This is a genomic window from Sinorhizobium sp. 7-81 (assembly GCF_030124405.1).
GTDB lineage: Bacteria > Pseudomonadota > Alphaproteobacteria > Rhizobiales > Rhizobiaceae > Sinorhizobium > Sinorhizobium psoraleae.
On the sequence record NZ_JASKLT010000003.1, the window covers coordinates 594474 to 616986 of the forward strand.

Annotated in this window: 28 protein-coding genes and 1 pseudogene; 6 read left to right on the forward strand and 23 right to left on the reverse strand. The window is 61.4% G+C overall.

Going from position 1 to position 22513, the window contains the following annotated elements:
• The first annotated feature begins 132 nt into the window (after positions 1–132).
• The 4 genes from QN224_RS15395 to QN224_RS15410 all read left to right on the forward strand — a co-directional run bounded on the left by QN224_RS15395 (position 133) and on the right by QN224_RS15410 (position 2747).
• On the forward strand, positions 133–1008 hold the full coding sequence (locus QN224_RS15395; RefSeq protein WP_283977387.1) for a helix-turn-helix domain-containing protein: 876 nt from the start codon (positions 133–135) through the stop codon (positions 1006–1008).
• A 108-nt stretch (positions 1009–1116) separates the two neighbouring features.
• Complete coding sequence (locus QN224_RS15400; RefSeq protein ID WP_283977388.1) at positions 1117–1521, forward strand: SRPBCC family protein; 405 nt, start codon at positions 1117–1119, stop codon at positions 1519–1521.
• A gap of 27 nt (positions 1522–1548) precedes the next feature.
• Positions 1549–1902: a VOC family protein gene (locus QN224_RS15405; RefSeq protein WP_173513106.1), complete on the forward strand. Its 354-nt coding sequence runs from the start codon at positions 1549–1551 to the stop codon at positions 1900–1902.
• 533 nt (positions 1903–2435) lie between these two features.
• Positions 2436–2747: a hypothetical protein gene (locus QN224_RS15410; protein ID WP_283977389.1), complete on the forward strand. Its 312-nt coding sequence runs from the start codon at positions 2436–2438 to the stop codon at positions 2745–2747.
• Between the two features lie 198 nt (positions 2748–2945).
• Here the strand turns inward: QN224_RS15410 and QN224_RS15415 are convergent, their stop codons facing one another.
• The 4 genes from QN224_RS15415 to QN224_RS15430 form a co-directional block, all read right to left on the reverse strand.
• Positions 2946–3194, reverse strand: a complete 249-nt coding sequence (locus QN224_RS15415; RefSeq protein ID WP_173513105.1) for a hypothetical protein — start codon at positions 3192–3194, stop codon at positions 2946–2948.
• A 262-nt stretch (positions 3195–3456) separates the two neighbouring features.
• Positions 3457–3795, reverse strand: coding sequence for a DUF1515 family protein (locus QN224_RS15420; protein ID WP_283977390.1), 339 nt, complete (start codon positions 3793–3795; stop codon positions 3457–3459).
• The gene (locus QN224_RS15425) at positions 3788–4039 is read right to left on the reverse strand and encodes a hypothetical protein (RefSeq protein WP_283977391.1); all 252 of its coding nucleotides are present in this window, start codon (positions 4037–4039) and stop codon (positions 3788–3790) included. Before QN224_RS15425 ends, QN224_RS15420 begins: the two co-directional genes overlap by 8 nt.
• A 120-nt stretch (positions 4040–4159) precedes the next feature.
• Positions 4160–4993: a hypothetical protein gene (locus QN224_RS15430; RefSeq protein ID WP_283977392.1), complete on the reverse strand. Its 834-nt coding sequence runs from the start codon at positions 4991–4993 to the stop codon at positions 4160–4162.
• 120 nt (positions 4994–5113) lie between these two features.
• Between QN224_RS15430 and QN224_RS15435 the strand changes: the two genes are divergently transcribed.
• Both QN224_RS15435 and QN224_RS15440 read left to right on the forward strand, forming a co-directional pair.
• Positions 5114–5395, forward strand: coding sequence for a type II toxin-antitoxin system RelE/ParE family toxin (locus QN224_RS15435; RefSeq protein WP_283977393.1), 282 nt, complete (start codon positions 5114–5116; stop codon positions 5393–5395).
• Between the two features lie 27 nt (positions 5396–5422).
• Complete coding sequence (locus QN224_RS15440; protein ID WP_283977394.1) at positions 5423–5722, forward strand: HigA family addiction module antitoxin; 300 nt, start codon at positions 5423–5425, stop codon at positions 5720–5722.
• Between the two features lie 14 nt (positions 5723–5736).
• Here the strand turns inward: QN224_RS15440 and QN224_RS15445 are convergent, their stop codons facing one another.
• From QN224_RS15445 to QN224_RS15535, 19 genes and pseudogenes are all read right to left on the reverse strand, one after another.
• Entirely contained in the window at positions 5737–6927 is a 1191-nt protein-coding gene (locus QN224_RS15445) for a glycosyltransferase family A protein (RefSeq protein WP_283977395.1), read from the reverse strand.
• A 174-nt stretch (positions 6928–7101) separates the two neighbouring features.
• Positions 7102–7596, reverse strand: a complete 495-nt coding sequence (locus QN224_RS15450) for a hypothetical protein (protein ID WP_283977396.1) — start codon at positions 7594–7596, stop codon at positions 7102–7104.
• Positions 7596–8690: a hypothetical protein gene (locus tag QN224_RS15455; RefSeq protein WP_283977397.1), complete on the reverse strand. Its 1095-nt coding sequence runs from the start codon at positions 8688–8690 to the stop codon at positions 7596–7598. Before QN224_RS15455 ends, QN224_RS15450 begins: the two co-directional genes overlap by 1 nt.
• A 134-nt stretch (positions 8691–8824) precedes the next feature.
• Positions 8825–8986: a hypothetical protein gene (locus tag QN224_RS15460; RefSeq protein ID WP_283977398.1), complete on the reverse strand. Its 162-nt coding sequence runs from the start codon at positions 8984–8986 to the stop codon at positions 8825–8827.
• Between the two features lie 233 nt (positions 8987–9219).
• A complete protein-coding gene (locus QN224_RS15465) occupies positions 9220–9858 on the reverse strand; it encodes a hypothetical protein (RefSeq protein WP_283977399.1) in 639 nt (212 codons plus the stop codon).
• 84 nt (positions 9859–9942) lie between these two features.
• Positions 9943–11292, reverse strand: coding sequence for a tail fiber domain-containing protein (locus tag QN224_RS15470; RefSeq protein ID WP_283977400.1), 1350 nt, complete (start codon positions 11290–11292; stop codon positions 9943–9945).
• A gap of 7 nt (positions 11293–11299) precedes the next feature.
• The gene (locus QN224_RS15475) at positions 11300–11746 is read right to left on the reverse strand and encodes a GNAT family protein (RefSeq protein ID WP_283977401.1); all 447 of its coding nucleotides are present in this window, start codon (positions 11744–11746) and stop codon (positions 11300–11302) included.
• A complete protein-coding gene (locus QN224_RS15480) occupies positions 11743–13353 on the reverse strand; it encodes a hypothetical protein (RefSeq protein WP_283977492.1) in 1611 nt (536 codons plus the stop codon). Before QN224_RS15480 ends, QN224_RS15475 begins: the two co-directional genes overlap by 4 nt.
• 14 nt (positions 13354–13367) lie before the next feature.
• Complete coding sequence (locus QN224_RS15485; protein WP_283977402.1) at positions 13368–13970, reverse strand: hypothetical protein; 603 nt, start codon at positions 13968–13970, stop codon at positions 13368–13370.
• The gene (locus QN224_RS15490) at positions 13967–14563 is read right to left on the reverse strand and encodes a hypothetical protein (protein ID WP_283977403.1); all 597 of its coding nucleotides are present in this window, start codon (positions 14561–14563) and stop codon (positions 13967–13969) included. The genes QN224_RS15485 and QN224_RS15490 overlap by 4 nt, the downstream gene beginning before the upstream one ends.
• Complete coding sequence (locus tag QN224_RS15495) at positions 14560–14883, reverse strand: hypothetical protein (RefSeq protein WP_283977404.1); 324 nt, start codon at positions 14881–14883, stop codon at positions 14560–14562. The genes QN224_RS15490 and QN224_RS15495 overlap by 4 nt, the downstream gene beginning before the upstream one ends.
• A gap of 2 nt (positions 14884–14885) precedes the next feature.
• Positions 14886–15053, reverse strand: coding sequence for a hypothetical protein (locus tag QN224_RS15500; RefSeq protein ID WP_283977405.1), 168 nt, complete (start codon positions 15051–15053; stop codon positions 14886–14888).
• Positions 15054–15119: 66 nt separating this feature from the next.
• Entirely contained in the window at positions 15120–15986 is an 867-nt protein-coding gene (locus QN224_RS15505) for a phage tail tip lysozyme (protein WP_283977406.1), read from the reverse strand.
• 201 nt (positions 15987–16187) lie between these two features.
• Positions 16188–17426: a hypothetical protein gene (locus QN224_RS15510; protein ID WP_283977407.1), complete on the reverse strand. Its 1239-nt coding sequence runs from the start codon at positions 17424–17426 to the stop codon at positions 16188–16190.
• A 237-nt stretch (positions 17427–17663) separates the two neighbouring features.
• Positions 17664–18482, reverse strand: coding sequence for a hypothetical protein (locus tag QN224_RS15515; RefSeq protein ID WP_283977408.1), 819 nt, complete (start codon positions 18480–18482; stop codon positions 17664–17666).
• 225 nt (positions 18483–18707) lie between these two features.
• Positions 18708–19388 (reverse strand): hypothetical protein, encoded by a 681-nt coding sequence (locus QN224_RS15520; RefSeq protein ID WP_269283112.1) that lies wholly within the window; start codon positions 19386–19388, stop codon positions 18708–18710.
• 130 nt (positions 19389–19518) lie between these two features.
• Positions 19519–20169 carry a hypothetical protein gene (locus tag QN224_RS15525; RefSeq protein WP_283977409.1) on the reverse strand — a complete coding sequence of 217 codons (651 nt, stop codon included), beginning with the start codon at positions 20167–20169 and terminating at the stop codon, positions 19519–19521.
• A 69-nt stretch (positions 20170–20238) separates the two neighbouring features.
• Positions 20239–21233 (reverse strand): annotated as a pseudogene (locus QN224_RS15530) (DUF5309 domain-containing protein).
• A gap of 237 nt (positions 21234–21470) precedes the next feature.
• A complete protein-coding gene (locus QN224_RS15535) occupies positions 21471–22421 on the reverse strand; it encodes a hypothetical protein (RefSeq protein ID WP_283977410.1) in 951 nt (316 codons plus the stop codon).
• Between the last annotated feature and the right edge of the window lie 92 nt (positions 22422–22513).

Sequence of the window (22513 nt, forward strand, 5' to 3'; positions counted from 1 at the left end):
GCGCCGGTCTGGCGCGCCTTTTCATTTTGTCGACGACAGGCGGCGGTTGCCGCCCGTCCTGATTTCGGCGACACTCAAGGAGAGGACCGCGAGGGACGCGCCATTTCAATGCGTCAAGTCGGATCGGAAGTCATGAACGGGATCACTTTCCGCAGGCCGCAGCAGGAGCCAACAGCTCGGCGCTCGCGCTGCGCCCCCGGTCTCCGCTTGGCCCAAAGCTCGGGTGTCTATCTCGAACGACCGGCGACGGCCCCGCTTGCCTCCCATCTGAAGTGCCTGTGGATACACCAGTTCGCCGAAGGAGAGTCGCCGCGCATCGCCGTCGTTCCCGACGGCTGCGCCGATATCATCTGGACGTCCCGCGGCCTGGCGGTCGTCGGCCCCGACAGGGTCGCCGCTTGTCCGAAAATCACTGCAGGCGAGATCATCTTCGGCGCCCGTTTTCGGATCGGCGCGGCGGCACCCTGGCTGCGCGTGCCGCTTCATGAAATCACCGGCCAGACCCTACCGCTGGATTTCTTTTGGGGACGCGAGGCTAGGGAGATCGACGCCAGGATGCGGGAGGCGCGTGGCGCTTCGGAGCGGTTCGTCGTTCTTGCCGCTGCGCTCCGATGCCGCCTGTCGGCTGTTCAACCCCCTCCGCCGGACATCGCCGCATGCATCGAGCATTTGAACGAAGTGCGCGGGGCGGCAGCCGATCCTGTTCGAGCCATCGCTTGGAAAACCGGCATCAGCGAACGCACGCTTCGACGCCGCTGTCATGAATATTTCGGCTACGGTGCGAAGACCCTCGACCGCATCCTTCGCCTGCAGCGCTTCTTCACCGTCTGCCGACATCGGTCTCAAGGAGAGCTGGCGTTGCTTGCGATGGACGCCGGATATGCGGATCAGGCCCATCTTACCCGGGAGACGAGGCAGCTTACCTCCCTGACGCCACGCGAGATCCAAAGGCAACTGTCTCAGCGCAATTCCAGGAAAGAAGTTGAGATTGGCGCTGTAAACGTTTGATCTGAAATGGTTCTGCTGTTGGAAAGCTGTGCAGCGACGCTTGGCCGTTTCGTTCACGACGGCAGTCGCGGGACGTGTTAGCGATAGCGCGCCAAAGGGAGTGAACGCATGGCAACCATGGCCGCCAGGATCATCCACATATCGATCGCGCGCGACTGGCGCGACGTCTATGCCTTCATGGCCGACCACGAGAAAATGCCGCTTTGGGCGGCCGGGCTTTCAACGGGGCTCACCCGCGACGGCGACGAATGGATCGCGCCCGGCCCGCTCGGAAACGCGCGGGTGCGCTTTGCGCCGGATAATGACTTCGGCGTCGTCGATCACCTGGTGACGCTCGAGAACGGTCTGAAAGTCCACAACGCACTGCGCGTGGTGCCGAACGGCGACGGTGCCGAGGTCATGTTCACCCTGCTGCGGCAACCGGACATGAACGACGAGCAATTCGCCGCCGATGCGGCAGCCGTTGAAAAGGATCTCGCGACGCTCAAGTCCATCATGGAATCCGAGCGGTAAGCAACGAACAGGAGGAACCGGGCGCACATGAGCAACAAGGGCAACGATCGCCGCATCGACTATATCGAGTTCAACGTGGCGAACATCGAGGCGAGCAAGGCTTTTTATGGCCGCGCTTTCGGCTGGACCTTCACCGATTACGGGCCGGAATATTGCGAATTCGCCGACGGCCGCCTGACCGGCGGCTTCACGACGCTTGGGCCTGTCAGAAGCGGCGGGCCGCTCGTCATCGTCTATGCAGACGACCTAGAGGAGGCCGCGCGGCGCGTCGAGGCGGCCGGCGGCAAGATCGTCAAGCCGATCTACTCCTTCCCCGGCGGCCGCCGTTTCCACTTCGCCGACCCGGACGGATACGAGCTGGCGGTCTGGTCGGCCCAATAGGGTACCGCGGATGGAAGGCGAGTGGCGCTCGCTACTCGCCGAACCGAATGAACAGCGCGCTGACGAGGCCGAAGACGACGATGCACTGTAGAATGAACATTGGCCACTCTGGTGACATCTCGATTTCTCCTCTCGAGTATCACTAAGCTATGCGCTTCTCACACCGCGTTCCGGCGCACACCGAGGCGCTTTACCAGAACGCCCCTCGCCAGCGAGGGTTCCCCGTGATGATGAACCGAACCGGCAGCAATAGCGAGTCCAACCTCCGCGTGAATTCGACAGCAGGAGGCCCCGCGCCCTTGCAAGACGCGGGGCCTCTTGCCCTTCTACAGCGCCGCGCGTCTACTGCATGTCTCTTGAATCGACTTCGATACAAGGAGAAAGACACGCAGCATTTCAAAGTGCTGCAGCGACCTTTGCGCGTCCGATAAGGCGCGCGGCGCTGTAGTCGGACGCGCAAAGGACGAGGCGTGATTGACAGCCTGCGAGGCCGCCGGCACCTCGCAGGCGATATCGAGCGACGAGGAAGAGCCATGAAGATCCCCCTGGCTGCGCTATTGCCCACCTTGCTGTCCGCCATCCTGCTCGCTTCGAGCTTGAGCGGCTGCACGGCCACGGCCACCACATTCGACTATTCGCCCTATCTTGAGCCGATACCCGGCAGCATTACCTATGGCGGCCAGCCGCGGACAAGGCTCACCAAGGCGCCGATCGGCAGCATCGTGCCGCACCAGTTCAACGATCGCGCGGGGCGCACCGTCTATGAGACCTACGTGATTGAGCCCGACCGCTCGCTGCGCCTCGTCAGCCGGCGCTACCGCTACGATTTCTTCAACTTCGACTGATTTCGCCCGCCGGGAGCCTTCCCCGAAGCCCCGCCCGGCAGGGCGGCGGCGCGCACAAGCCTCCCGTATCCGCACCCGCCACAAAGTCGCTGCATCCATGCGGAGCTTCGCAGCGAATCTTTGATATGAGCGGTCCGCCGCCGGCCCCTTTGTGAAGGCAGCGGGTCGCACCCGTCCGGAGAACGTTTCCTCCTTGTTTTAGGAAAAGCCGGCCTGTCGGAACCAGTCCTTCACACCCGCCAGCACTTCGGCCTGGGCCGCATCGAGCGTCCCGGCGTGATGGAAATCGCCACTGCCGGATCCGTTGAAGTGCCAGATCGTCCAGGCCCAGTCTCCGCGTGCATGGCGCTTCAACACGATGCCCAGTTCATGCTCGCCAAGCTTGGCGCAATAAGCGTCCGCCCGCTTCTCCACCCACGTCAGATTGATGTCGGCGACAGTCACCATCCCCTTGGTCCTCCCCCGGGCAGAAAGGTAACCGCAATCGCGTTGATCGCACCCGGGAATTTCAGGGAAGCAACACCTTCCGGGTCTGATATCCACAACCATGTTGCACCAGTGCAGGCGGCTGTTCTCGCTCTACGCTTGGTCGCAAGTGACCGCAACCTGGAGTGTTGTTCCCTCACATTTCCGCACTACCCGATGCCGCGTCCCACGCCGATGGACAGCCGATGGATGCAGTGCCCGCAACGCGTCGCCACGAGCGATTTCACGCGCCGCGCAACAGCATCAGCACCCGTTTCGCCGCGTCCGCAAACGTCACCCCGAGTGCCGCGCCGCCGATGCCGATGACGCCGAGCGCGCCCATTCCCATCAGCTTCCATTTCCGCACGTCCTCGGTCACCGGCTTCATGTCGGCAATGTCTTCGTTGGCGAGCGACAGCGCCCCTTCGAGTGTCCCCACCCGCGCGAAGAGCGCATCCATGCGGTGGTTCATCGAAGCGCGGCTGGTGTCGGACCTGTCCTCCGATCGCCGAAAATCCTCGCGCAGGTTCTTCACTTCGGCAATCAGCGTCCCGAGCTGCAGGTGAACGCTCCCGTCAATCATTCCCGCGCTCTCCATGTCTGCCGCATTCGGCGCTTGTCCATATAGCCGCCGCACAAAGGCTCACGACCGTGCGGTCTATGCGGCGCTGGTCGGCCGGCGTTGCGCCGCGGGCACCGAGGAGATCAGTGCCGATGACGCGCCTCAGGCCCGTCACATCGGCCGGTCCGGAAATCCCACACCCCGCCAGAATCAAGGCAGGCGTCATAAGCGCGACGCTTCGCGTCAGCGCGATCCGCTGCTTCATTGTTTTGCCTTTCGATTGCATGTCTCACCGCTTGGGCCCCGTCCTTGCGGATTTCGAGAACGGCCCAGGAGATGGCAGCGAGGACGAGCCCGCCGCCAAGGATCTTTCCCCAGAACATCATCATTCGAGGCCCAGCGCCTCGCGCACGACGGGCATGGAGGAGATGGCATAGACGGCAAAGCCGACGATCACCGTCAGGATGACGAGCTGCACCCGCCAGTCGAGCGTGACGAGATTCAACTCCTTCAGGCCCGTGACGATGCTGCCCCCGGCCGTCAGCAGCCACGTCCAGAAGCGCCCGGATCTCGCCACCGCCTTGCGCTTCGACGGCGGGCGCATGGGAGCCGCCACGGGTTCGCCCGGCACGACCGGTGCGGCCCCTTCCTCTTCCAGCTTCGCCGGCCGCCGCGCCGCGGCCAGCACATCGCGCAGCACGGCTTCGACCTTCTCCGGCTTCACCAGCGCCCTGTTGAGACCATCGCCGGCATAATAGGACTGGCCGCGCTTCACCTCGTGCTCATTGCCCCTGGTGTCGGCCAGAACCGGAAGCGACGCCCATTCCTGCGCGAGCCGCCTGCCGAATTCGACCAACGACAGCTCGCCGGCCACGAACTCCCGGTAACCGCGACGCTTCAGCAGATGATAGCCGAGGCGGTCCTGCAGATCGGGCGTAAAGATGTCCGTTTCCTCGATGGAGGGCATTTCCCTCGCCAGCCCGATCAGCGTCGCCCGCATGAACTGATAGGCGCCGGCGGCGCTCGACCCATGGCTTTTCGACCACGACTTCTGCGCGTCCACGACCTCGCCGAAGGTCATGGTCGTCAGCGGCTGCCTCAGCCTCTTCTGCTTATTGGCATAGATCACGTCATAAGACGCGCGGTCTTTCCGCCCGACCTCGGTCTCCCGAATAAAGTCAAGCAGAATCGCCGCGCCGGGAGGCACGGTTTTGTGCATTTTGATTTTTCCTTTAGGAACGCCCGCTATACAGATAAGCGGAAGATGTATCACGAGACGATACAAATAGATTGACTTAGAGATGTATCATGATATGATACATCTCTTCAGAGGTAGCGTGTGATCCGCTCATTCAAAGACGCCACGACCAGGACAGTAGCATCCGGGATAGCGCCGAAGGGATTTCCTCAAGAAATCTTGCGATCAGCGGTTCGCAAGCTAACGATGCTTGAAAGCGCTGCTGCGCTTGAAGACCTACGCTCTCCGCCCGGCAATCGATTGGAAGCGTTGAAAGGTGACCGGCGAGGCCAACATTCGATCCGTATCAACGATCAATGGCGCATCTGCTTCGTTTGGACCGATGCAGGCGCCGAAGATGTTGAAATCGTGGATTACCATTGAACAGTACGAACTGCGGAGGCTTGAGCCATGAGTTCCATTTTGCCGCCGGTCCACCCGGGCGAGATCCTGCGGGAGGAATATCTTGTGCCTCTTAATATGAGCGCAGGCTCGCTGGCAAAAAAGCTCAGGGTTCCGCGCACCCGAATCGAGCGTCTGGCAGCCGAACATACCGCCATCACCACGGACACCGCCTTGCGGCTCGGGAAATTCTTCCGCACAACTCCGGAATTCTGGTTGAACCTGCAGGCGAGCTATGACCTGAAGATCGCGGCGGCAGCTTTGAAGGACGAGCTGGCCGAAATTCCGGAGTTCGAGGTCGCGGCTTAGCTGCGAGTGGGAATTCACCCGAATGAAACCAGTTCTTCATTTGACAAGACGAGGCGATTTCGCCTCTCCTGAGCCTCGATCCGCAGCGCATCGATAATTGTTGGGAACGTCTGACCCTCCAACTTCGGCTTCCTTTTCCGAGGCGAAAACCCCAAGATCCTGCGGATTTTGGCCCTGATGTGCTTGCGCCGTTCACGGCTGCTGAGTCGATACGAAGATAGGCCGTTTTCCGCTCGGTATTTTTCCATCCGATCGAGAAGCAGTGCAACGTTCTTCCCTTCGCGCTTCAACACCATCAGATGCCGCAGGCTTTCGTTATAAAAGGCCTGCTTCTCAAAGTTCGGAAAATGGCCGCGGCGTTGGTTATGCCGGCCGATTTCGTACTCTCGCATCATCACGTTCGTGATCATGACCAGGTCGTCCGGCACCGGTGAGAATTTCAGAAACTCCCCTTGCTCGCTTCGCGAGAAGGCGATGAAGTCGTTGCCAGCCTTATCGAGGTTGTAGTGCGTGAAGCTCTTGCCGTTGCTGCGGTCTTCGGAATGCTTGATCAACAGAGGTGTCTCGATGAAGGGAAATTCATCGATTTGATCGAGCACTCTCATGAGAAATCCATAATCGGGCGCGACCCCGGTAAACACCGATCCGTATTCGGATCGGAGATGGTCAAGAAACGTCGCCGAAACAAAACTGTTCAGGAAACGGGGAGTGTCCATCGGACTGAAGTCCGAACGGCTGAAGGCCTCGATGATCGGCGCCGTTTTCCGGATCGTCACAAGCGGTGCTGCGCCGCTGCCTTTTTTCGGGACTGCAAACGAAGTTCCCGTTTCAATGAGATTCGTTCTCTCATAAGCGACAAGCTCAGGGCCGCCCCGAGCGATCACGGCGTCTACGGTCGAAAGCGTATACAGCCGGAGGATCATGCGATCAGTGAGAATGCCGACGTATTCGCCGGTCGCGTGGGCAACTGCCCATTCCCAGTGAGCCGTCATCGGCAACGGGCGCTGCGGTTTGATGTAGCGAAATCTCGGATCCGCGGAAAACGGCTGAAGTGCCCTGAAGAGCGCCTTGGATTCGTCTTCGTCGGAGTTGTCAGAGACAATTACCTCGAAATCGCGGAAGTCCTGCTCAAGAACGCTCTGCAGGGCACTAAGAGCGAGGTCCGCTCTATTGCGTGACGGGATAACAATGGAGAATCGGGGCATTAACAACCTCACCGGGAGAAGAGGCGGGGAAACTATCGGACGTTGGCAGATCTTTCAATCCAGCCGCGACGGACAATGCGGTCGTCAGCGGCTCAGATGGTCGCTTTAATGCGCTGAAGAATTCCCGCATCGGTTTCGGTCGCGGAAGACGGAGGCAAGACATGTGGGTATAGATCAAAGACCGAGCGCCGCGCTCCACATCAAGTCGATCTGGTCGTCAGTTAGACCCAGCGCGGCACCTATCGTGGAAACAAGCGGATGCATTCGGTAGAAGGTCGTCGCGTATTCCCATTCGATCAGAGCACTCTCTTTTGCCTGTCCCGTAGGCAAAGCGTTGATGACAGTATCCACCTGGGAGGGAGAAATCCCAGCATGCAGAAGACCAAGACGAAGCTGCCGCGCAGTAAGGGTCGACCTGGACGCACGAATTTGTGCCGGCGTAGGAGGTACATACGGCTGCACGGGAAATGACGTGTTGTCCGCGAGCCACTGCCCAGCGAGCTGACTTAAACCGTAAGAGTCGTCCGGTCGATAACAATGAACTGCGTCGTAGGTCTCACCGAATGCGTCGGTGACATTGCAGTCAAGTACAAAGACGCCGTGTTCGGCAGTCGCGTGCACAGAATACACAGCGTTAAGCGACGGCTTTCCAAAGGAGATTTCAGTCATCACGCGGTCCTCTGGAACAATTGAATTTGATCGTTACCGGCAACCACACCCCTCGCCCTCCATGTGCCCGCCAATTGAGCTCCCAAACCAGAATAGTATTGGGTGACGTAACTCATCGCTTGGCCGGTGTAGATGTAAATGCCGACGCTCTGGTTACGGTTGATCCATGTATTCGTGGACGCACTCAATACATGGCCAATCGGCAGACTCGTCGCATCCTGCGTGGAACCCGTATAGACCTCCGCCGCCGTGAACCCCAGCGCGTGGGTGTGGCTGGTGCTGGTCACGCTATTCGTCGTGTCGTTGGTGATGCTTGACGGCGTGCCCAATGCAAGCGTGCGGCTTACGGAGAGGTCGCCGCCGCCGGTCAGTCCGTTACCGGCCGTCATGGTCGTCGCGGTTGATGCCGCCCCCATCGAGGCGCGGGCCGTTGCGCCGCTTTCGGCGATCCATGTGGTTCCGTTGCCGACGATGAAGTTGCCGTTCGTGACGGGAAGCGCAGCAATGGCCGCGAGGCCGGTGTCGTAGGCTTGGACGTTGGTGCCGATGGTAAGCCCCGGTGTCGCGCGCGCCGTCGCCGCGTCGGCGTCGTCGAGGAGCGTGCGGGCAAAGGCCGTGAGCGGGGTGATGGCATAGGTGTCGGCCGCCGTCGTATAGATCATGCGGTCAGCGGCCGTCGTCAGCCCGGCGATCGACTGAAGCCCGGCGTCGAACGCCTGGACATTCGTGCCGATGACGAGGCCGAGCGTCGAGCGCGCCGTCGCCGCGTCCGCGTCGTCGATCAGGGATCGACCGAACGGCGTCAGCGCCGTCGTCGCATAGGCGTCCGCCGCGGTCGTGTAGATCGTCTTGTCCGCGCTGGTCGCGAGCCCGGCGATCGAACTCAGCGCCGCGCTGGCCGTCTGCGCGCCGAGTGCCGTGCGGGCGGCGCTGGCGCTGGTGGCACCGGTTCCGCCCGCGGTGATCGGCCGCGCGGCATTGGCGTCGGCCGTGAGATCATCGATCAGCGCGTTATAGGGAACGCTCTGGATGGTCGTGTTCGGCACCCCCTTGGTACCGGCTGGTGGGGAATAGACTCCGCCTGTTCTTGGCAAGATAGCCTCCATGAAAAAGGCCCCCCGATGGGAGGCCGCCAAAAAGATTGGATATGGTGATGATTGTGGCTGCGTGACCTTCGCCGCTCCCGGCAGTTATCGGAGCCAATCTTCGACGCCGCCAAGGTGTCGGATCATGCGGAAAGCCAGCGAACGAGCACCGCGGAGAAGCCGCCAATAAATGCCCAAAGCAATGCAGTTCTACCTTTGGACAACCTTAGGCCAAAGTACTGCAAGACATAATGAGCCGACAGCAAAAGAACAAAAGTTACAACGCCAACATAGATATGCTTCATTACTCCTCCCGGGAACGTCGGCTCCGTTGCGACGAGTCATGCAGACGAGCTCTCCATATTCGCTTCGGCCGATTTCACGCGAACGCCAATCGCGTCACAACCATAGGCAACATTGAAAAAGGCCGCCAATGGTTTTCTTGCCGTATCTCGGTTTACTGAATGCGCGCAGGAAGGCTCCCGTAAGCTGGAAGCAGGGGGGCACGCAAATCACGGAACGTGGCTCTGCCTGTCCGTCAACGCCGGAACCGGTAAGGCGAAGGCAGGTTGTCGCCGAGATAGTCACCGGTAAAGTCGCCCATCGGGTTGAAGTTCTCGTAGTTTCTAGGCCCGCTGCGACCGGTTTTTTCGCCGATCGCCCGACCGAGAGCACCGCCGGCGCGGCTACCGGCTGCACTCGCAGCCCCTCCGATGAAGACGGCGGCCGCTGGGCTCACGAAAGGTGCGCTCGCCAGACCAGCGAGACCGCCCAGGTCGGAGCCCAAGACGTCGCCGATTGTCTCACCTTCTTCCGCAAAATTGCCCATCGCTGCAACGCGATCTCGCTCCTCCAACCGCTCGATTTCTTCAAATCTTGCCATCATCTCCCGGCGCTTCCGCTCTTGCCACTCGGCCTGCTTGCGTCGAAGCGCCTCGTCACGCTTGCGCCTCAGCGCCTCCTGTTGGCGCTGCCGCTCACGAACTTCCGCCATCGAGACCTTTCCGGATCGAACTTCATCAAGGAAGCCCGCATCCATCGCTGCGCTCAATGAATCGATCGACGTCGCCGGTGCCTTGCCGATGGTCATCGACTGCCGCACGGCGTCTGCAATCGTTTGTTGAAGATCGAACAAATGCGGCGTATCGCTTCTTCGCGGCCGCGGTCCCATATCCATTGAAAGTCCTTTCTAGTACTTGTGACCGCTGCACGAGCGGCCGCGTTCGGTTCCCAAACAACGCGAGACGAAATCTAAGGCTATCTACTGCCCCCTCTTCCCCGCCGCGAAAAGCCGGCCATAATCCACCCGCCGCATGCCGTCCGGCCCGCGGACCACGGCGTCGGGGCGGGTCTTCTCCACCTCCTGCGCCATCACGCCGATATGCTTCGGCCCGGAGGCCGGCTCGCCCTTGTAGCGGAACTCGTAGAGGCTGTGCCCCTTGAGCCTGCCGACCTTCTCGATGTTCTTCTTGGCGCGGCGATCGGACTTGGGGAGGAAGTTCAACAGGGAATCGAGCAGGTTGCCGCCCGCCTGCTGCCGGGCGTTGTAGGACGCCATCTGGTTCTGGTAGTTCTGCTGCACCAGCCCGGCATAGTCGACCGGCTGGATCGACTGCCCCTGCGTGGGCACGAAATTCGGGTTCGTCACCTGCGCGCCGGAAAGCAGCGCCGAGATCTCGTTGATCGGCTGGTTGCGCTGCGCATATTGCTCGTTGAGATAGTTGGAGCGCGCGGTGTTCTGTGCGTTGATCCGCGCCTGTTCGGCATTGAAGCTCTGGTCCTTGAGCGCATTGTTCGCCGCCGTCGCAGACTGGCTGTTCTGGTGCATCTGCTGTCTGGCGTTGTTGCCGAGGTCGGCGTTCTGCAGCGCCTGGCCGTAGGCCTGCGCCTGCGCCGAATTCTCGAAGCTTGCCTTCTGGTTGGCGAGGTTGGCAAGCCGCGTCTGTTCCTGGCCGGCGTTCAGCACGGCGGCGATGCGGGCGTCGTTGGACGTCCGGTTCGCCTCGTCGATCGCGCGGTTATAGGCTTCCGATCCCGGCTGCAGGCCCTGGTTCGCAAGCCGCGTTTCCAGCGCCGCGCGGTCGCGCTCCAGCTCAGGGTTGAGCCGCGCCATCAGCGCATTCTCGTATTTCGAGGTGTCGAAATCCGTCTCGTAGCTGCGGTTGATGTTGCCCGCATTGCCGACTGAAGTTGCTAGCGCTGGCCCGCCCGAAAACTGCTGGTATTGCGGGAGCTGGAGCTTCGAAGGGTCGCCGGCGGCCGGGGCCTTGGAAATGTCCATCGGCTTGCCGAGCAGGTCGTTCAGCCGGCTCGATTGCGATGTGGCGAGCGTTGCGAGATTGAGGTTCGCCGCATCGTTCTGATCCTTGATCTTCTGCTGCATCTCCGAGAGCTTCTGCGTCGCCGTCGCCACGGGCAGATCGTAGACGTTCCCGCTTAAGGGATCGGTCCATTTCTGCGTCGTATAGCTGTAGGTGAGGCTGCCGTCCGGCGTCAGCTGGTTGACATTGCCCATGTAGCCCTTGGCAACCGCCGTGCCGACATTGGTCGCGGTCTGTGCCGCCGCCGTCGCCTTCGGATCCGGGGGAGTGGGCGCTTTCGATTTTCCCATAGAGCACCTATCGTTGATTGACGGGATGCGCCCGCCAGTCGTTGTCTGTCAGGGTGAAGATGATTTCCGCCTCCTCCCGCCCGCGAAGGCGGGGAATGCGGTGGCTCGTGAACCCGAAGCGCCGGGCGATCCCGACCATGCCGGCGTTCTCCTCGGAGACGCGCAGCACCGCCATCTGGCAGCCGATCTCGTCGAAGGGATAGCCGAACATGGCCTTCAGCACCGGCCGCGTCAGCCAGCGTTTGCTGGTGGCGGCGGCCGAAAGCTCGATGACGCCCGCTTCGGGCGAATAGTTGTGGTAGACGACGCCGGCGACGAGCCTGCCCTCCTCCGTCACGCCGAGCGTGGTGAAGTCGGCAAAGCCGCGTCCGCAGCCGTCGATATGGGCGGCGACGAAGCCGGCGATCGCGTCGTTCTTCGCAGGGTCGCCCGCCCCGCCCCAGATGATCATCACGCGCTCGCCTCCCCGGCCGCGACCTGCAGCGTGGCGAGGTCCACTTCGATGTCGAGTTTCACCGCGCCGCCGGAGGTGATGACGCAGCCGACCGCCAGCATGTCGCCGCTGGCGCGCACGTTCTGGCGAAAATCGTAGCGCAGCGCCTCCGAAACGCCGTCCCAGCGCGCCACGTCCCAAACGCCCACGTCCCATTCCGGCGAGGCCGCGTCCCCTTCCGTCACCCGGTCGAAGGGCGGCGCGGTGCGGTCGAAATCGGCGCGGGCGAAAAGCTGCACCTTGGGCCGGGTCTTGGCGCGGAAATACATGTGCGCCATCGTCGCCGCCGTCCGCTTGCCGAACTGTCCGGCCGGCGTGAACTGCGAGAGATAGGTGGCGGCAAAGGTGAGCCCGTCGTCGGTGCCGCCGGTGTCGCCCTGCCAGCAATAGCCTTCTCGCGAGCCGAAGAAGAGCCCACCCTGCAGCGTCTCGAAGCAGTTGGCCCGCCAGTTGCTGATCGTCGCCCAGCGCCCGCTCAAGACATTCAAGACGAACGTCCTGTCGCTGACCACGCTGTTGTCCGGAAAGGCAACGAAGACCAGGTTCTGCTCGGCCCAGGGTTTCAGCGTCCAGCCGGATCCGGTGGCGTTTGCCGCCTGCCGCCAGTCGTGCTCGATCGGTCGCGAGACCGAAACCTGGCTCAGCGCCTGCCGGTCGCGCTGAAACACCTGCGACATCGGCGTCAGCCCGTCCGAGGTCGCAATCAGCACGTCGCCGCCGACGCGGATCCAGGCGTTCTTTCCGAGCGGCTTGCCGATCTGGTAGACGCCCTTCAACGCGAAATCGCTGGCACTCGAAGGGTCGGAGCCGGCATAGACCGCGATCTCCCCTTCGGTCGAAACGAAGACGCAGAGATCCGAAAGCCCGTCGCCGCTTTCGAGCGACCAGGAAAAGCCGGTGATGAGCGACCCGCCCTTCTTCATCACCCCGCCGAGCGGGAACACGGCCGCCGCGCCGCCGATGGCGTTCACCGGCAGGTAGTATGCGTCGAGCGTCGCGTTCTTCAGGAAGAATTCGCGGTTCTTGAACAGCCAGCCGTAGTTGAGCTGAGCCATGGTCGTCGCATCCGAAAACGTGATCGTCGGCGTCGTCGTCCAGGTGGTGCCATCATAGATGCGGCGCGTGTCGGCGCCGTTGAGGCAGACGAGAAAGGAGCCGCCGGCGGTCGTGTGCTGAAAGGCGCACCAGTCGCCGCCGGAAAGCCCGCTCACCGCCGCTGCCGTCGTCGCCGGCGGGGCGGCCGGCGCGGTCATGTTGTAGATCGCGCTCGCGGTTGCCATGAACAGCTTCTCGTTGCTGCCGAACTTGTATTTGAAGGCGCTGCGGATGGCGCCGCCCTCGGCCGCAAGCCCGACCTTGCGTGAGCCGCCGCGGATCTTGCAGCCGGCAAGGGTCGGCAGGAAATTCATGAGCACGGTCGCCGAGCCCGGCGTCTGCGACGCCATGTCGGCGGTGGTCACGAGACCTTGTTTCGGCGCCGGAAAGGTCACTGATTGCGAGGTCTGCGGCCGGCCGATGCTCGCCTGCCCGCGGTTGGTCTGCGGCAGGCGGCCAGGGCGAACTGTCATCATGCGAACTTCCGTCATGATGTCCCCCTGTCCGCATTGATCTCCTGCAGCAGATCCGCCTCGAACTCGGCAAGGTTATCCTCGAAGGAGAGGCCCTTCTGCCGATTCCAGCGCCAGATCAGCCCCTTCTTCAGCAGCCGCTCGGGAAAGAGCGTAGTGTCGTCGTCCGCCCGGAACGCATCGCGTTCCTCGTAGGGATCGCCGAGCACCCAGTTTTTGGAAACATAATCGATCGTCGCGCCGGCGGCGGAAGCGGCTGGCGAGAAAAGCATCTCCCCGCCCCGGAGGTGACAATAGGGTTCCGCCGAGGCGACGCCGACGATCACGGCCCATTGCGCGCCGTTGGTCACCGGCCGGAAGAAGCGGCCATCCGCCGCCCGCACCGGCCCTCCGGGTGCCAGCCGCTGATAGTCGGCTGCCAGCATCTCCGGTGATGCGGAGACGGCATGCGTCTTCAGCATCCGCCTCCAGTCGGCGCGCCGTGCGATCTCCGCGCCCGCCTCCTCGGCCAGCGCCACCATCGTCTGTGCATTCGGATCGTTCGTCCCGTAGACGCTGTCGAAGCGGTCGAGCGAGACGATGTCGGAGACTTCGTTGATCACGGTCAGAAGCGTCATGGCGTCAGCCCTCCGATGACGATTTCGGAATTGCCCCAGCGCAGGCGCTCGTCGGAAAGCCCGAGCCCCGCCATCGCCTGGCGCTTCAGTGCCTCGGCAGCACCCGCCTTGGCGGCATCGCGCTCCCAGATGGCGATCTCCTCGACCAGCGCGTAGAGATAGACGTCCGGCGCTTTTTCGATCAGCCAGTTGCTTGGTGCTGCAGCCGTCAGCGGCGGGATTTTCGCGTAGTAGGTCAGGCAGATGTCCTCGCCATCCTTCGGCCGCACCTTGATCGCGCTGCCGGCGATGGCGTAACCGATCGGCGGACCGCCGGATGTCCCGTGACCGCTGAGCTCCTGCAACGCCAGCGCCCGCAGCGCACGGCCGTCGCCGGCAAGCACCTGCCGCGCCTCCAGGAAATCCGCCGGCAGGCTGCCCTCGCCTTCGGCCAGCGGCAACGTCGCCGTCTTCTCCATGTCGGCAACGCGCATCACGCGGTTGAGCTTGAGCTCGGCGATCACGAGGAAGCGCGGGAAGAGATGGGCAATGTCGTCGCGGCCGGAATAGTCGCCGGCGTCGACGAGGAGCGACGCATAGTCGGATATGGTCATAGATGTCCCTCGAAGCTGCGCCAGGCGCGGTTGTCGCCGTCATTGAGCCACCGCTTCACATAGCGGTCGTCGCCTTCGGAATGCGCGCGCACCAGGTTCTCGGAATGCGCCAGGTTGAGCGGGATCGAGGCGACCTTCGTCCACTCGCCGAAGGCATTGCCGGCGGTGGCGTGGCGCGTGAATTCGTTCTGGCGGACGAGGTTCTCGACCGGATAGTCGGTCCGCCAATGGGTCCTGTTGCCGTCCTCCATCACCCAGACGGAGCGGCCGGTCTGAAAATCATAGTCGAAGAGCTTCCATTCGCCGTCGCGGATCACCATGGTCACTCTCCCGGCAGCGGATCGGCCCGCTCGGCCTTGCCGTTGGTGATCAGCGCCTTAGCCTCGGCGAGACTCAAGAATACGACGGTTCCGGCCGGCGTCCGCTCGCCATCGTTGAGCCAGACGTCATGGACCAGCCGCACGGGCACCGACTTCTTTGTTTCGGACATTGCTTTCTCCAATGAAAAAGGCGGCTCCGAAGAACCGCCTTGCTAACGATGTTTCGATATGCGCGCTCAATACCGCCAGGGCTTGCCATCAAAGTCCCGGCGGGCTGCCGGGACCGGCGTTCGCCACGGCGGATGGTCATAAGGGATATCTTTCTGGTAGCCTGGGAGCTTCATTGCGTTTCTCGCCGCCATCTGCCGTTTACGCAGTTGCAGCTTCCTGTCGTTGGGACGCAAATACCCTCGAGCCAGCAGTTCAGTTGCCTCATCAACATTCTGGGTCGCATAAAAGTCGGTGAGTGCCCTGCGCTCTTCACCATTATCGAATTCGTCACCTTTCTTGAATTCGTGCTCCAGGAAGCCATAGTTGGCTTCGTAGGAGTGTGGATCCAACCCTCGCTCGTTCGCCCACTCGAAGAAGTCTTTCTTCCGCTGACCGTCCCACTGCGCATAGCCGAATGCGTTCTCACCCACACGTCCGTTTTGCCAAAGATTGCCAAAGGTTCGCCCGAACCCGCCGCTCTCGTGGTCGGAGTTTCCGACGATGGCGGCAGCCTGCTCCTCGCTCATCTTCAGCTTTTGCTGAAAATCGCGCTTCAGGCGGGCGGCGATATTGTCCGATAGTATATCGGTGGCCTTCAACTTCTGAAAATGATCGGCCGGCAATTGCGCCCGCTTGCCAAATGCCGTCGTTTCCGTCAACGCTCCTCGATAATCCATCGGCGCTTTCGCCATTGGCTCGACGAGCCGCCTATGGTCCGGCGCAAAGGGACGGGAGCCACCGCTATCCCGGTTGCCAAGTTCTTTCATCCACCTCAGGTCAACGGTCGGACGATCATCAAAATCCTCCATTGCGTCGCGCATCGAATAGCTCTGCACTGGGAAGCCCATCCAATTCAGGCTTCTCTCGGCATTCATTAACTTTCGCTTGGTCATTCATTCACCTTAGCAATTGGATTGAAACGACGAATCCAGAGCAGGCGCCGACGGCCGGTCCAGACGTCTCAGGACCTGAGAAGTCGCCCGCCACCACTGCACAACTGTCGAAAGAATCCGTCGGCTGATCGGAGAAAAATCTGGGGTTCCAGGAAATACTCTCGGCCGCAATTGCGGCTACGCACCAGTAAGTTTTCTGAACTACCGCGCCGCCGTCAGGAACAAATCGGAGGGCTCAGGCAGGGCGGCCGCGGGAAAATCACCCGAGCTGAATGAACAGAACAAGAGTCCTCCCTCTTCGATACCTGCATCACCGATAGCGAAGCTCTGTGAAGGCGTGTAGCCTGTTGCTTCCGTGGGCAGGTTCAACATCCATCCCTGTCCCTCCACGTGTACGCTTCCGGTGCGCTTTGCGATGGTATGCTCGAGCTTGAGCACCCATTCTGCTGTTTCAAATCCCCACGAAATCTTCTCCCTGCCGCCCGATCGATCTACCCTTTGGACATAGCCGGTGAGATCGAGTCCCCACGCGTGCACGATCGATTGAAACTTTACCCGCGTTTCAATCGGGTCGCTGCTCTTGCCCCATCTAGATATGCGGCTAATTTGCACCGCTCCGAAGGCTTCTTGTTCGGCTTTCAACAAATCGAAGAATTCCGGCGTACAGGAAAGCAACCCCTTCATCAGCCGGTCGGCGTCGCCGAGCGGCAGCGGGCCCAGTTCGGGCGCTCCAAACAATTCCGTAATATCGGGGAGCCGCAAGACCTCCGTGTCGTTGGCACCAACACTGTCACATATCAAAATCGACTGCCCCTCCGGGGTATCCATTTCCGAAACTGCGAACTCCGGTGATACACGACCGTCCTCCCTCGCCTCGTTGCTCCTCCAGTCGTAATATCGTGATTCCTCAAATGTGATCCCCGTTCGTGCCTCGAGCGCTTGGACAACTTTGTCCCGCGGCCAAGCAACGTGAAGCCACACATTATACCAGGAGAGCGCCTCGCCTTTTCGAACAGAGTAGTCTTGAGAATAACCGATAATCGGGAAACCACCTATCGCGATCGGCTTTGCGAAGATCGCCATTTGCTTGTAGTAGTTTTCCCGCGGCGGACCGTGCGGCGAGTTGCTCTCGCCTTCATCGAAATCGATCCTTACCGGTCCCAGCGCCGCCCTTTCCTCCTTCAGCACCGAGAAAAACTCCGGCTTGCAGGAAAGCAGCGCATCGAACAGCCGGTCCGGCGCGGCAAAGGCCGGTGCGGCGAAAGTGAGTGCGGCGAAAGTGAGTGCGACGAGAGCGACCCGGGCCGCGATGAAACTCCTGAACAACATTGCTCCTCTCAACGCAAATGAATTCAACTGCTTGTTTCCGCGCTCGCTATCGCCCGTGCCCTGGCCGACAGGAAACGCGTGAGACACCATTTCCGTTTGCGCGGCGACCATCGCTAGTGTGCCGACGCCGTCTTTCAGATCGGATGGCCCCAGGAACGCACATCCGCCCGGCCCCCTCCGTGCCACGAGCCGCTTGACAGTCCATCGCGCAACTCTTTTGTTGTAGAACAAACAGAGAACACACGCAAGAGTCGCGCGGAGAATATTCATAGCCGGTCAAGGAGCGATGTGCCGGCGGGGCATTCATGCCGCCGGTCATATCGGCGGCGGCGCCGCACTGCACATTTGTTATCTTCGGCAATTCCAACGTCTCAATCGGGGGAGCCACTTCGCCCCGATGCCATCGTCAGGTCTGACGCCAACGATTACCGCGATTATCGGGCGAAATCGGAAATCGTCTTCTCGACAGCAGTGAACGCGTCGACCCTTCGGACAAAATTCGTTGCCAATCCTTGCGACAGGAACAGATCGAAACCATCGGGCAATTCTTCCATCGCACCCGTCCCCCGGGCACGGTGGCAATAAAGGCTCGTTCCGGGACTCGCTCGGTGGGCTGATAACGATCCATTGGCGGGGCGCGTTGGCCGTCGATACCTCCGGCCGCCAGGAGTTGCCATGCTGGCTGAATCTGCCCTTCTCCGGGTGCCGTGCTTCGACTGCCCTCGCGACGTCGGCCGGCTTCTCGGTCGCATGAAAACCCCAACTTACGTTGCTTGGATCCATCTCCTGCAGGTAACCGATCAGGTGGAGTCCGTAAGCCTCCACCGGCTCGCGGAACCTCACGAAAGTTGCTCGTGGCTCTTCGGAATCGAGCATATTGTAGGCGAGCGGCTGAATTTCCGTCCGCCCAAAAGCCGCCCTCTCTTCTGCGAGGACCTTGAAGAAGCCGGCGTCGCAGTCAAGCAAGGCATCAAGCACCTTATCCGGGTCCTCGGGCGGCATGACGCACTCTGGTGCCACATCTCCGCTTCTTTCACAAATGCCGCCTCGACTCATGTCCTCGTCCGAGTATGGATCGATTGTAGCGAAGACCATGACGCCCAGAACGAGGAATAGCCCGAAGACGCCAGCAAATAGGTAGAGGATGCGCAAAAACCAGTTTCTCATGCGTTCTCCCGGCGTCTTGCGCCCCGTCTACTAAATCGTTGCGGGATAGAACATTTCATGAACACACGCAAGATAAGAAAGAGAATATATTCACAACCCGGCACGCCGCGTGGACACTAAAGCGCGTCGCGTTCGCGTAAGAGAGGGGCTACATTAACGTCGACATGTACACGCCGACGGTTACGGTGACAGCGCGGGACGGGCCTTCCTCGGAAATTGGACAACTCACATGCCATAAACCTGGAAAAGCTTCGAAACCCGGGGTAGTTTCCCCATCTTCGCCGAAGCCTCCTCTCCCGCGTTGCATTCGAGATACGTTCCCGGAAAGAGCTCATCCCGGCGGGCATGGATCATAAAGCTGACCGGCGCTCCAAACGCACTCTCCTGCAGCCACCCGCCATAGTATTCTCTGAATTTTTCGATTTGCGGGCGCCGCAACTCTATCGCCTTTGCGACGTCCTTTGGCAGCGCTATTACTTGAAACCCCCAAGCGTACTGCGTCGGCGCCCATCCGTGGTCCGAATCGACGGCGACTTGCGTGTAGGCGGTCAGGCGAAGACCATAGGCTTCGATCGGTTTAGCGAAAGCGACGTGTGTTCGCCGATAACCGTACCTGTTGATGTGGACAATCTCGGGGACGCGGCCGAATGCCGCCCTTTCCTCCTTCAAAACTTCGAAGAAGTCGTTGTCACAGGCAAGCAAGGCATCAAGCACCTTCTCGGCGCTTTCTGGCAACATCGCACATTCGGGCGCCGTCCCCGCGCTTCTCTTGCAAATGGCCGCGCGGCTTTGGTCCTCATATCCATAAGGATAGGAGGACCAAAGCATCGCGCCACCTAAAGCCACACCGCCCAGGATCGACAGCACGACAAAAAAATAGAGGGTGCCCAGCAACCAGTTCTTCATTCCCCCTCTGCAGCCCCCGACGTCAAAAATTACGCGAAATCCGCCAAGTAATAGAACATTACGGGAACAACCGCAAGGAGAGAAGGAAAATATTCACACGTCAGCCGGCTGCTGCCACCAAGGCCGAACGTCACTCAAAAATCCTGAGTGCATCCCTTAGCGAAAGACCGCCGAAAGGACGTCGGGTTTCTGACGCTGGATCCGGTTCCCATCGATTTTCTTCGCTCGGACTCCTCATCTCTGGCTGCTCTCTTGACTGCTTTCTTAGTATAGACTGGATCGCCGGGTCCGATGCTGGGTCGTAGTTGGGGTAGGACACGATCAGATCCGCTGACTGCCCCGTTTTTCTGTAAAAGTCTGCGAAACTATCCATTTGATCCGTGAGATCAATGCATCCGGCCGAACCCGCCTCGGCGCCGCCATGAATGGAGAAGCCGTCTTTGCCCCGGTAGTGGAAGACCGGGTTCTCGCCGGATTTGTGCTTTAGCCATGCTCTTGAGTTCCCCCACGCGGCTTCAAGACCGGGCCAAGTACCGTGGTGCATGCGCCCCCACAACCGATCCCAAGTACCCTTTTCCGGCGGATACTGCAGTTGTCCAACTGAATATACACTCTCGGGTATCGGGCCCTCATTCCCTAAGTGCTGCAAATTCGGCTTTTGAAGACCCTCTTTGCCGCTCACCCCAGCCCAGGAGCCAGCATGTCTGCCGTTCTCGGTCGCCGTTAAGCGCTCTCCATCGAAGTGGAGCTTTATGCGCTTCTTGATGTTGCTCTTGTCCATCTGTATCTCCTGCAATGATCACCCCTGTGTTGAACAGGGGTGATGGAACCGGGGAGTAGTCCGCCATGCTCAGCTTGCGTCGCTCAATCCGAAGAGATCGGCCGCAACCCGAGGCCCTTTTCGTTATGCACCTTCAGTGCGCCCTCGCCGATGATGACGCCCTTGTCGGCGTCGCCGGTCTTGGCGACGTCGCGGTCCTCCTGGATCTGGCGCAGCCACAGGAAGGAGAGCATGTCCGTGTCGATGAAGAAGGCGTTGCGCGCGAGCCCGGCGCTCACCGCCTGCACCCGGTTCGGGTGGATCATCACCGTGCCGAACGGGCCTTCATAATAGTCCGCCGTCGCGACGATGGTGTTGCGCTCGCCGCCCTGCGAAACCGCATAGCGGAACGGCGCGACATTGCTGTCGGACATGAAGGTGACGAACACGGATTTGACATAGGGCGAGACCGAGACATGGCGGAAGTTCGCGCCGTTCTGGTAGCCCTGCTGCATCACCGTATCGAGGATCGCCTTGGTGAACGGGCGCTGCGTGCCGTCGGTCGGCGCCACCGTCAGGCCGGTGGCTGCATTGAACCCGCCATTGGCGCCGCCGGCGCCGCGTGAGACGTTGGACGTGAGCCAGGTGCTCAGCGAGCCGAACTCGCGGGTGGCGCCGCTGACGGACGCATTGGTGTCGGCGATCGCGAATTCCACGTCCTTGCGGATCTCGACGCCCTTCTTCAGCTTCTGGTACTTGCGCTTCTGCACGTTGCCGGCCTCCGCCGTCACCTCTTGCGTGGCGGAGATGATCCAGTCCTTGCGCATGATCTGGGTGTAGTTGCCGAGCCGCGTCGGCGGCGTGATCGCGCCGAAGGCGTATTCCTCGCCTTCCTCGCGGATGTTGGCGCCGGGCGCGGCCAGTTCGTCCGTCTCCCATTCCGGATGATAGGTGGTGCACTTGCCCTTTTCGATCAGCGAGTAGATCGGCGTATCTTCCGGCGTGATGCGCGACACGACGTCGGAAAGCTCCTCGCGGTTGCCGACGGCCTGGGTGGTCTGGAAGGTATTGGTGAGAACTGCCATTTTCTGGTCCTTCTGTGAAAATGAGATCGGCCGCCCACGCGTGGAGTTCACGCGGTAAAGCCTTGATGTCGTTGAAATGATCGGTGTCAGCCCGGCTTGCCCCTCGCCCGACCCTCTCTCCCTTGCACGCGGGGAGAATTGGGCGGGGCACCGCCACGCGTCTCCTTCGCCCCGCAAGCGGGGAGAAGGTGGCCGGCAGGCCGGATGAGGGGCGTGCAAAACGCCCCGCGAGCGGTGCTACTCGAAATCGACCGCCATCGCGTCGCGGATCGAGCCGGTCCTTGCCAGCCGCTGCATCGCCTCGCGACTTTGGCGCTGGTGGCGCTGCGCCTGGTTTCTCGCCTTCATGCGCGGCGCTGCGGCGGGTGCCGCGGCCACTTTCTGCAAGGCCTTCGCCCGCGACCGTTCGGCGATGAGGCCGAGCCGGGCGTAGTGCGCCAGCTTGAAAAGCCGGTGGTCGACAGCCTCGCGCACCTCCTCGTCGGAGAAGCCGAGCTCGCGCGCCGTCTCGAAGGCATCGGCGAAGAAGGCCTGCCGCCCCTCGTCGTGTCCCGTCTCGGGGAAGGCTTCGAGAAGCCTGGCGTTCTCCGCCTCCAGCCTCTCCTCGTTCGCCGCGGCCTGAAGTTCCGCCGTGACGCTTGCCGGCTCATCACCAAGCGCCATCACCTGGGAGAGCTGTTCCAGCCCCGCCCGGTGCAGCGCCCATTGCCGCTGATAGGCTTGCGGATCGTAGAGCCTCAGTTCCTCCGGCGGCTCGTCCGGGATCTGGCCGGCGATGAGTTCGGCAACGGCGTTGGCGGTGGCCGCGACGCGGCTGCTCATCGTTTCCAGCGCCCGGCGCCCGTTGGCAAGGTCCTGGGTCTTGTGGCGGTAGTCGCGGTCGCGCATGTAGCCGAGCTTCAGTTCCTCAAGCGGAACCTGCTCGCCGCCCTTGAGCGTCACGACCAGATCCTCGGCTTCGTTGGCCGGCTCCTCGTCATCGAGGCCCGGCTCGTCGCCTTGGGTGTCAGGATCGTCATCCTCATCGGCGTATTCCGTGGTCGTTGCGCCCCGCGCCTCTTCACCCTCGTCGTCCGGATCGGCCTCGTGCAGCTCCCGGAAATCGAGGTCGTCGAAACTTGCGGGCTCGAGCGAGCCGTCAACGGTTTTGCTCCCGCCGAAAGGCAGGTTGGCACTATCGTTCATCATGGAATGACCTTTCAAAGCATTTTCAGGCGAAGTGGGATTCGCCCAAATGCGCTAAAGAGAGGGACCTCGGCGAAACGGCAGACGCCCCTTCG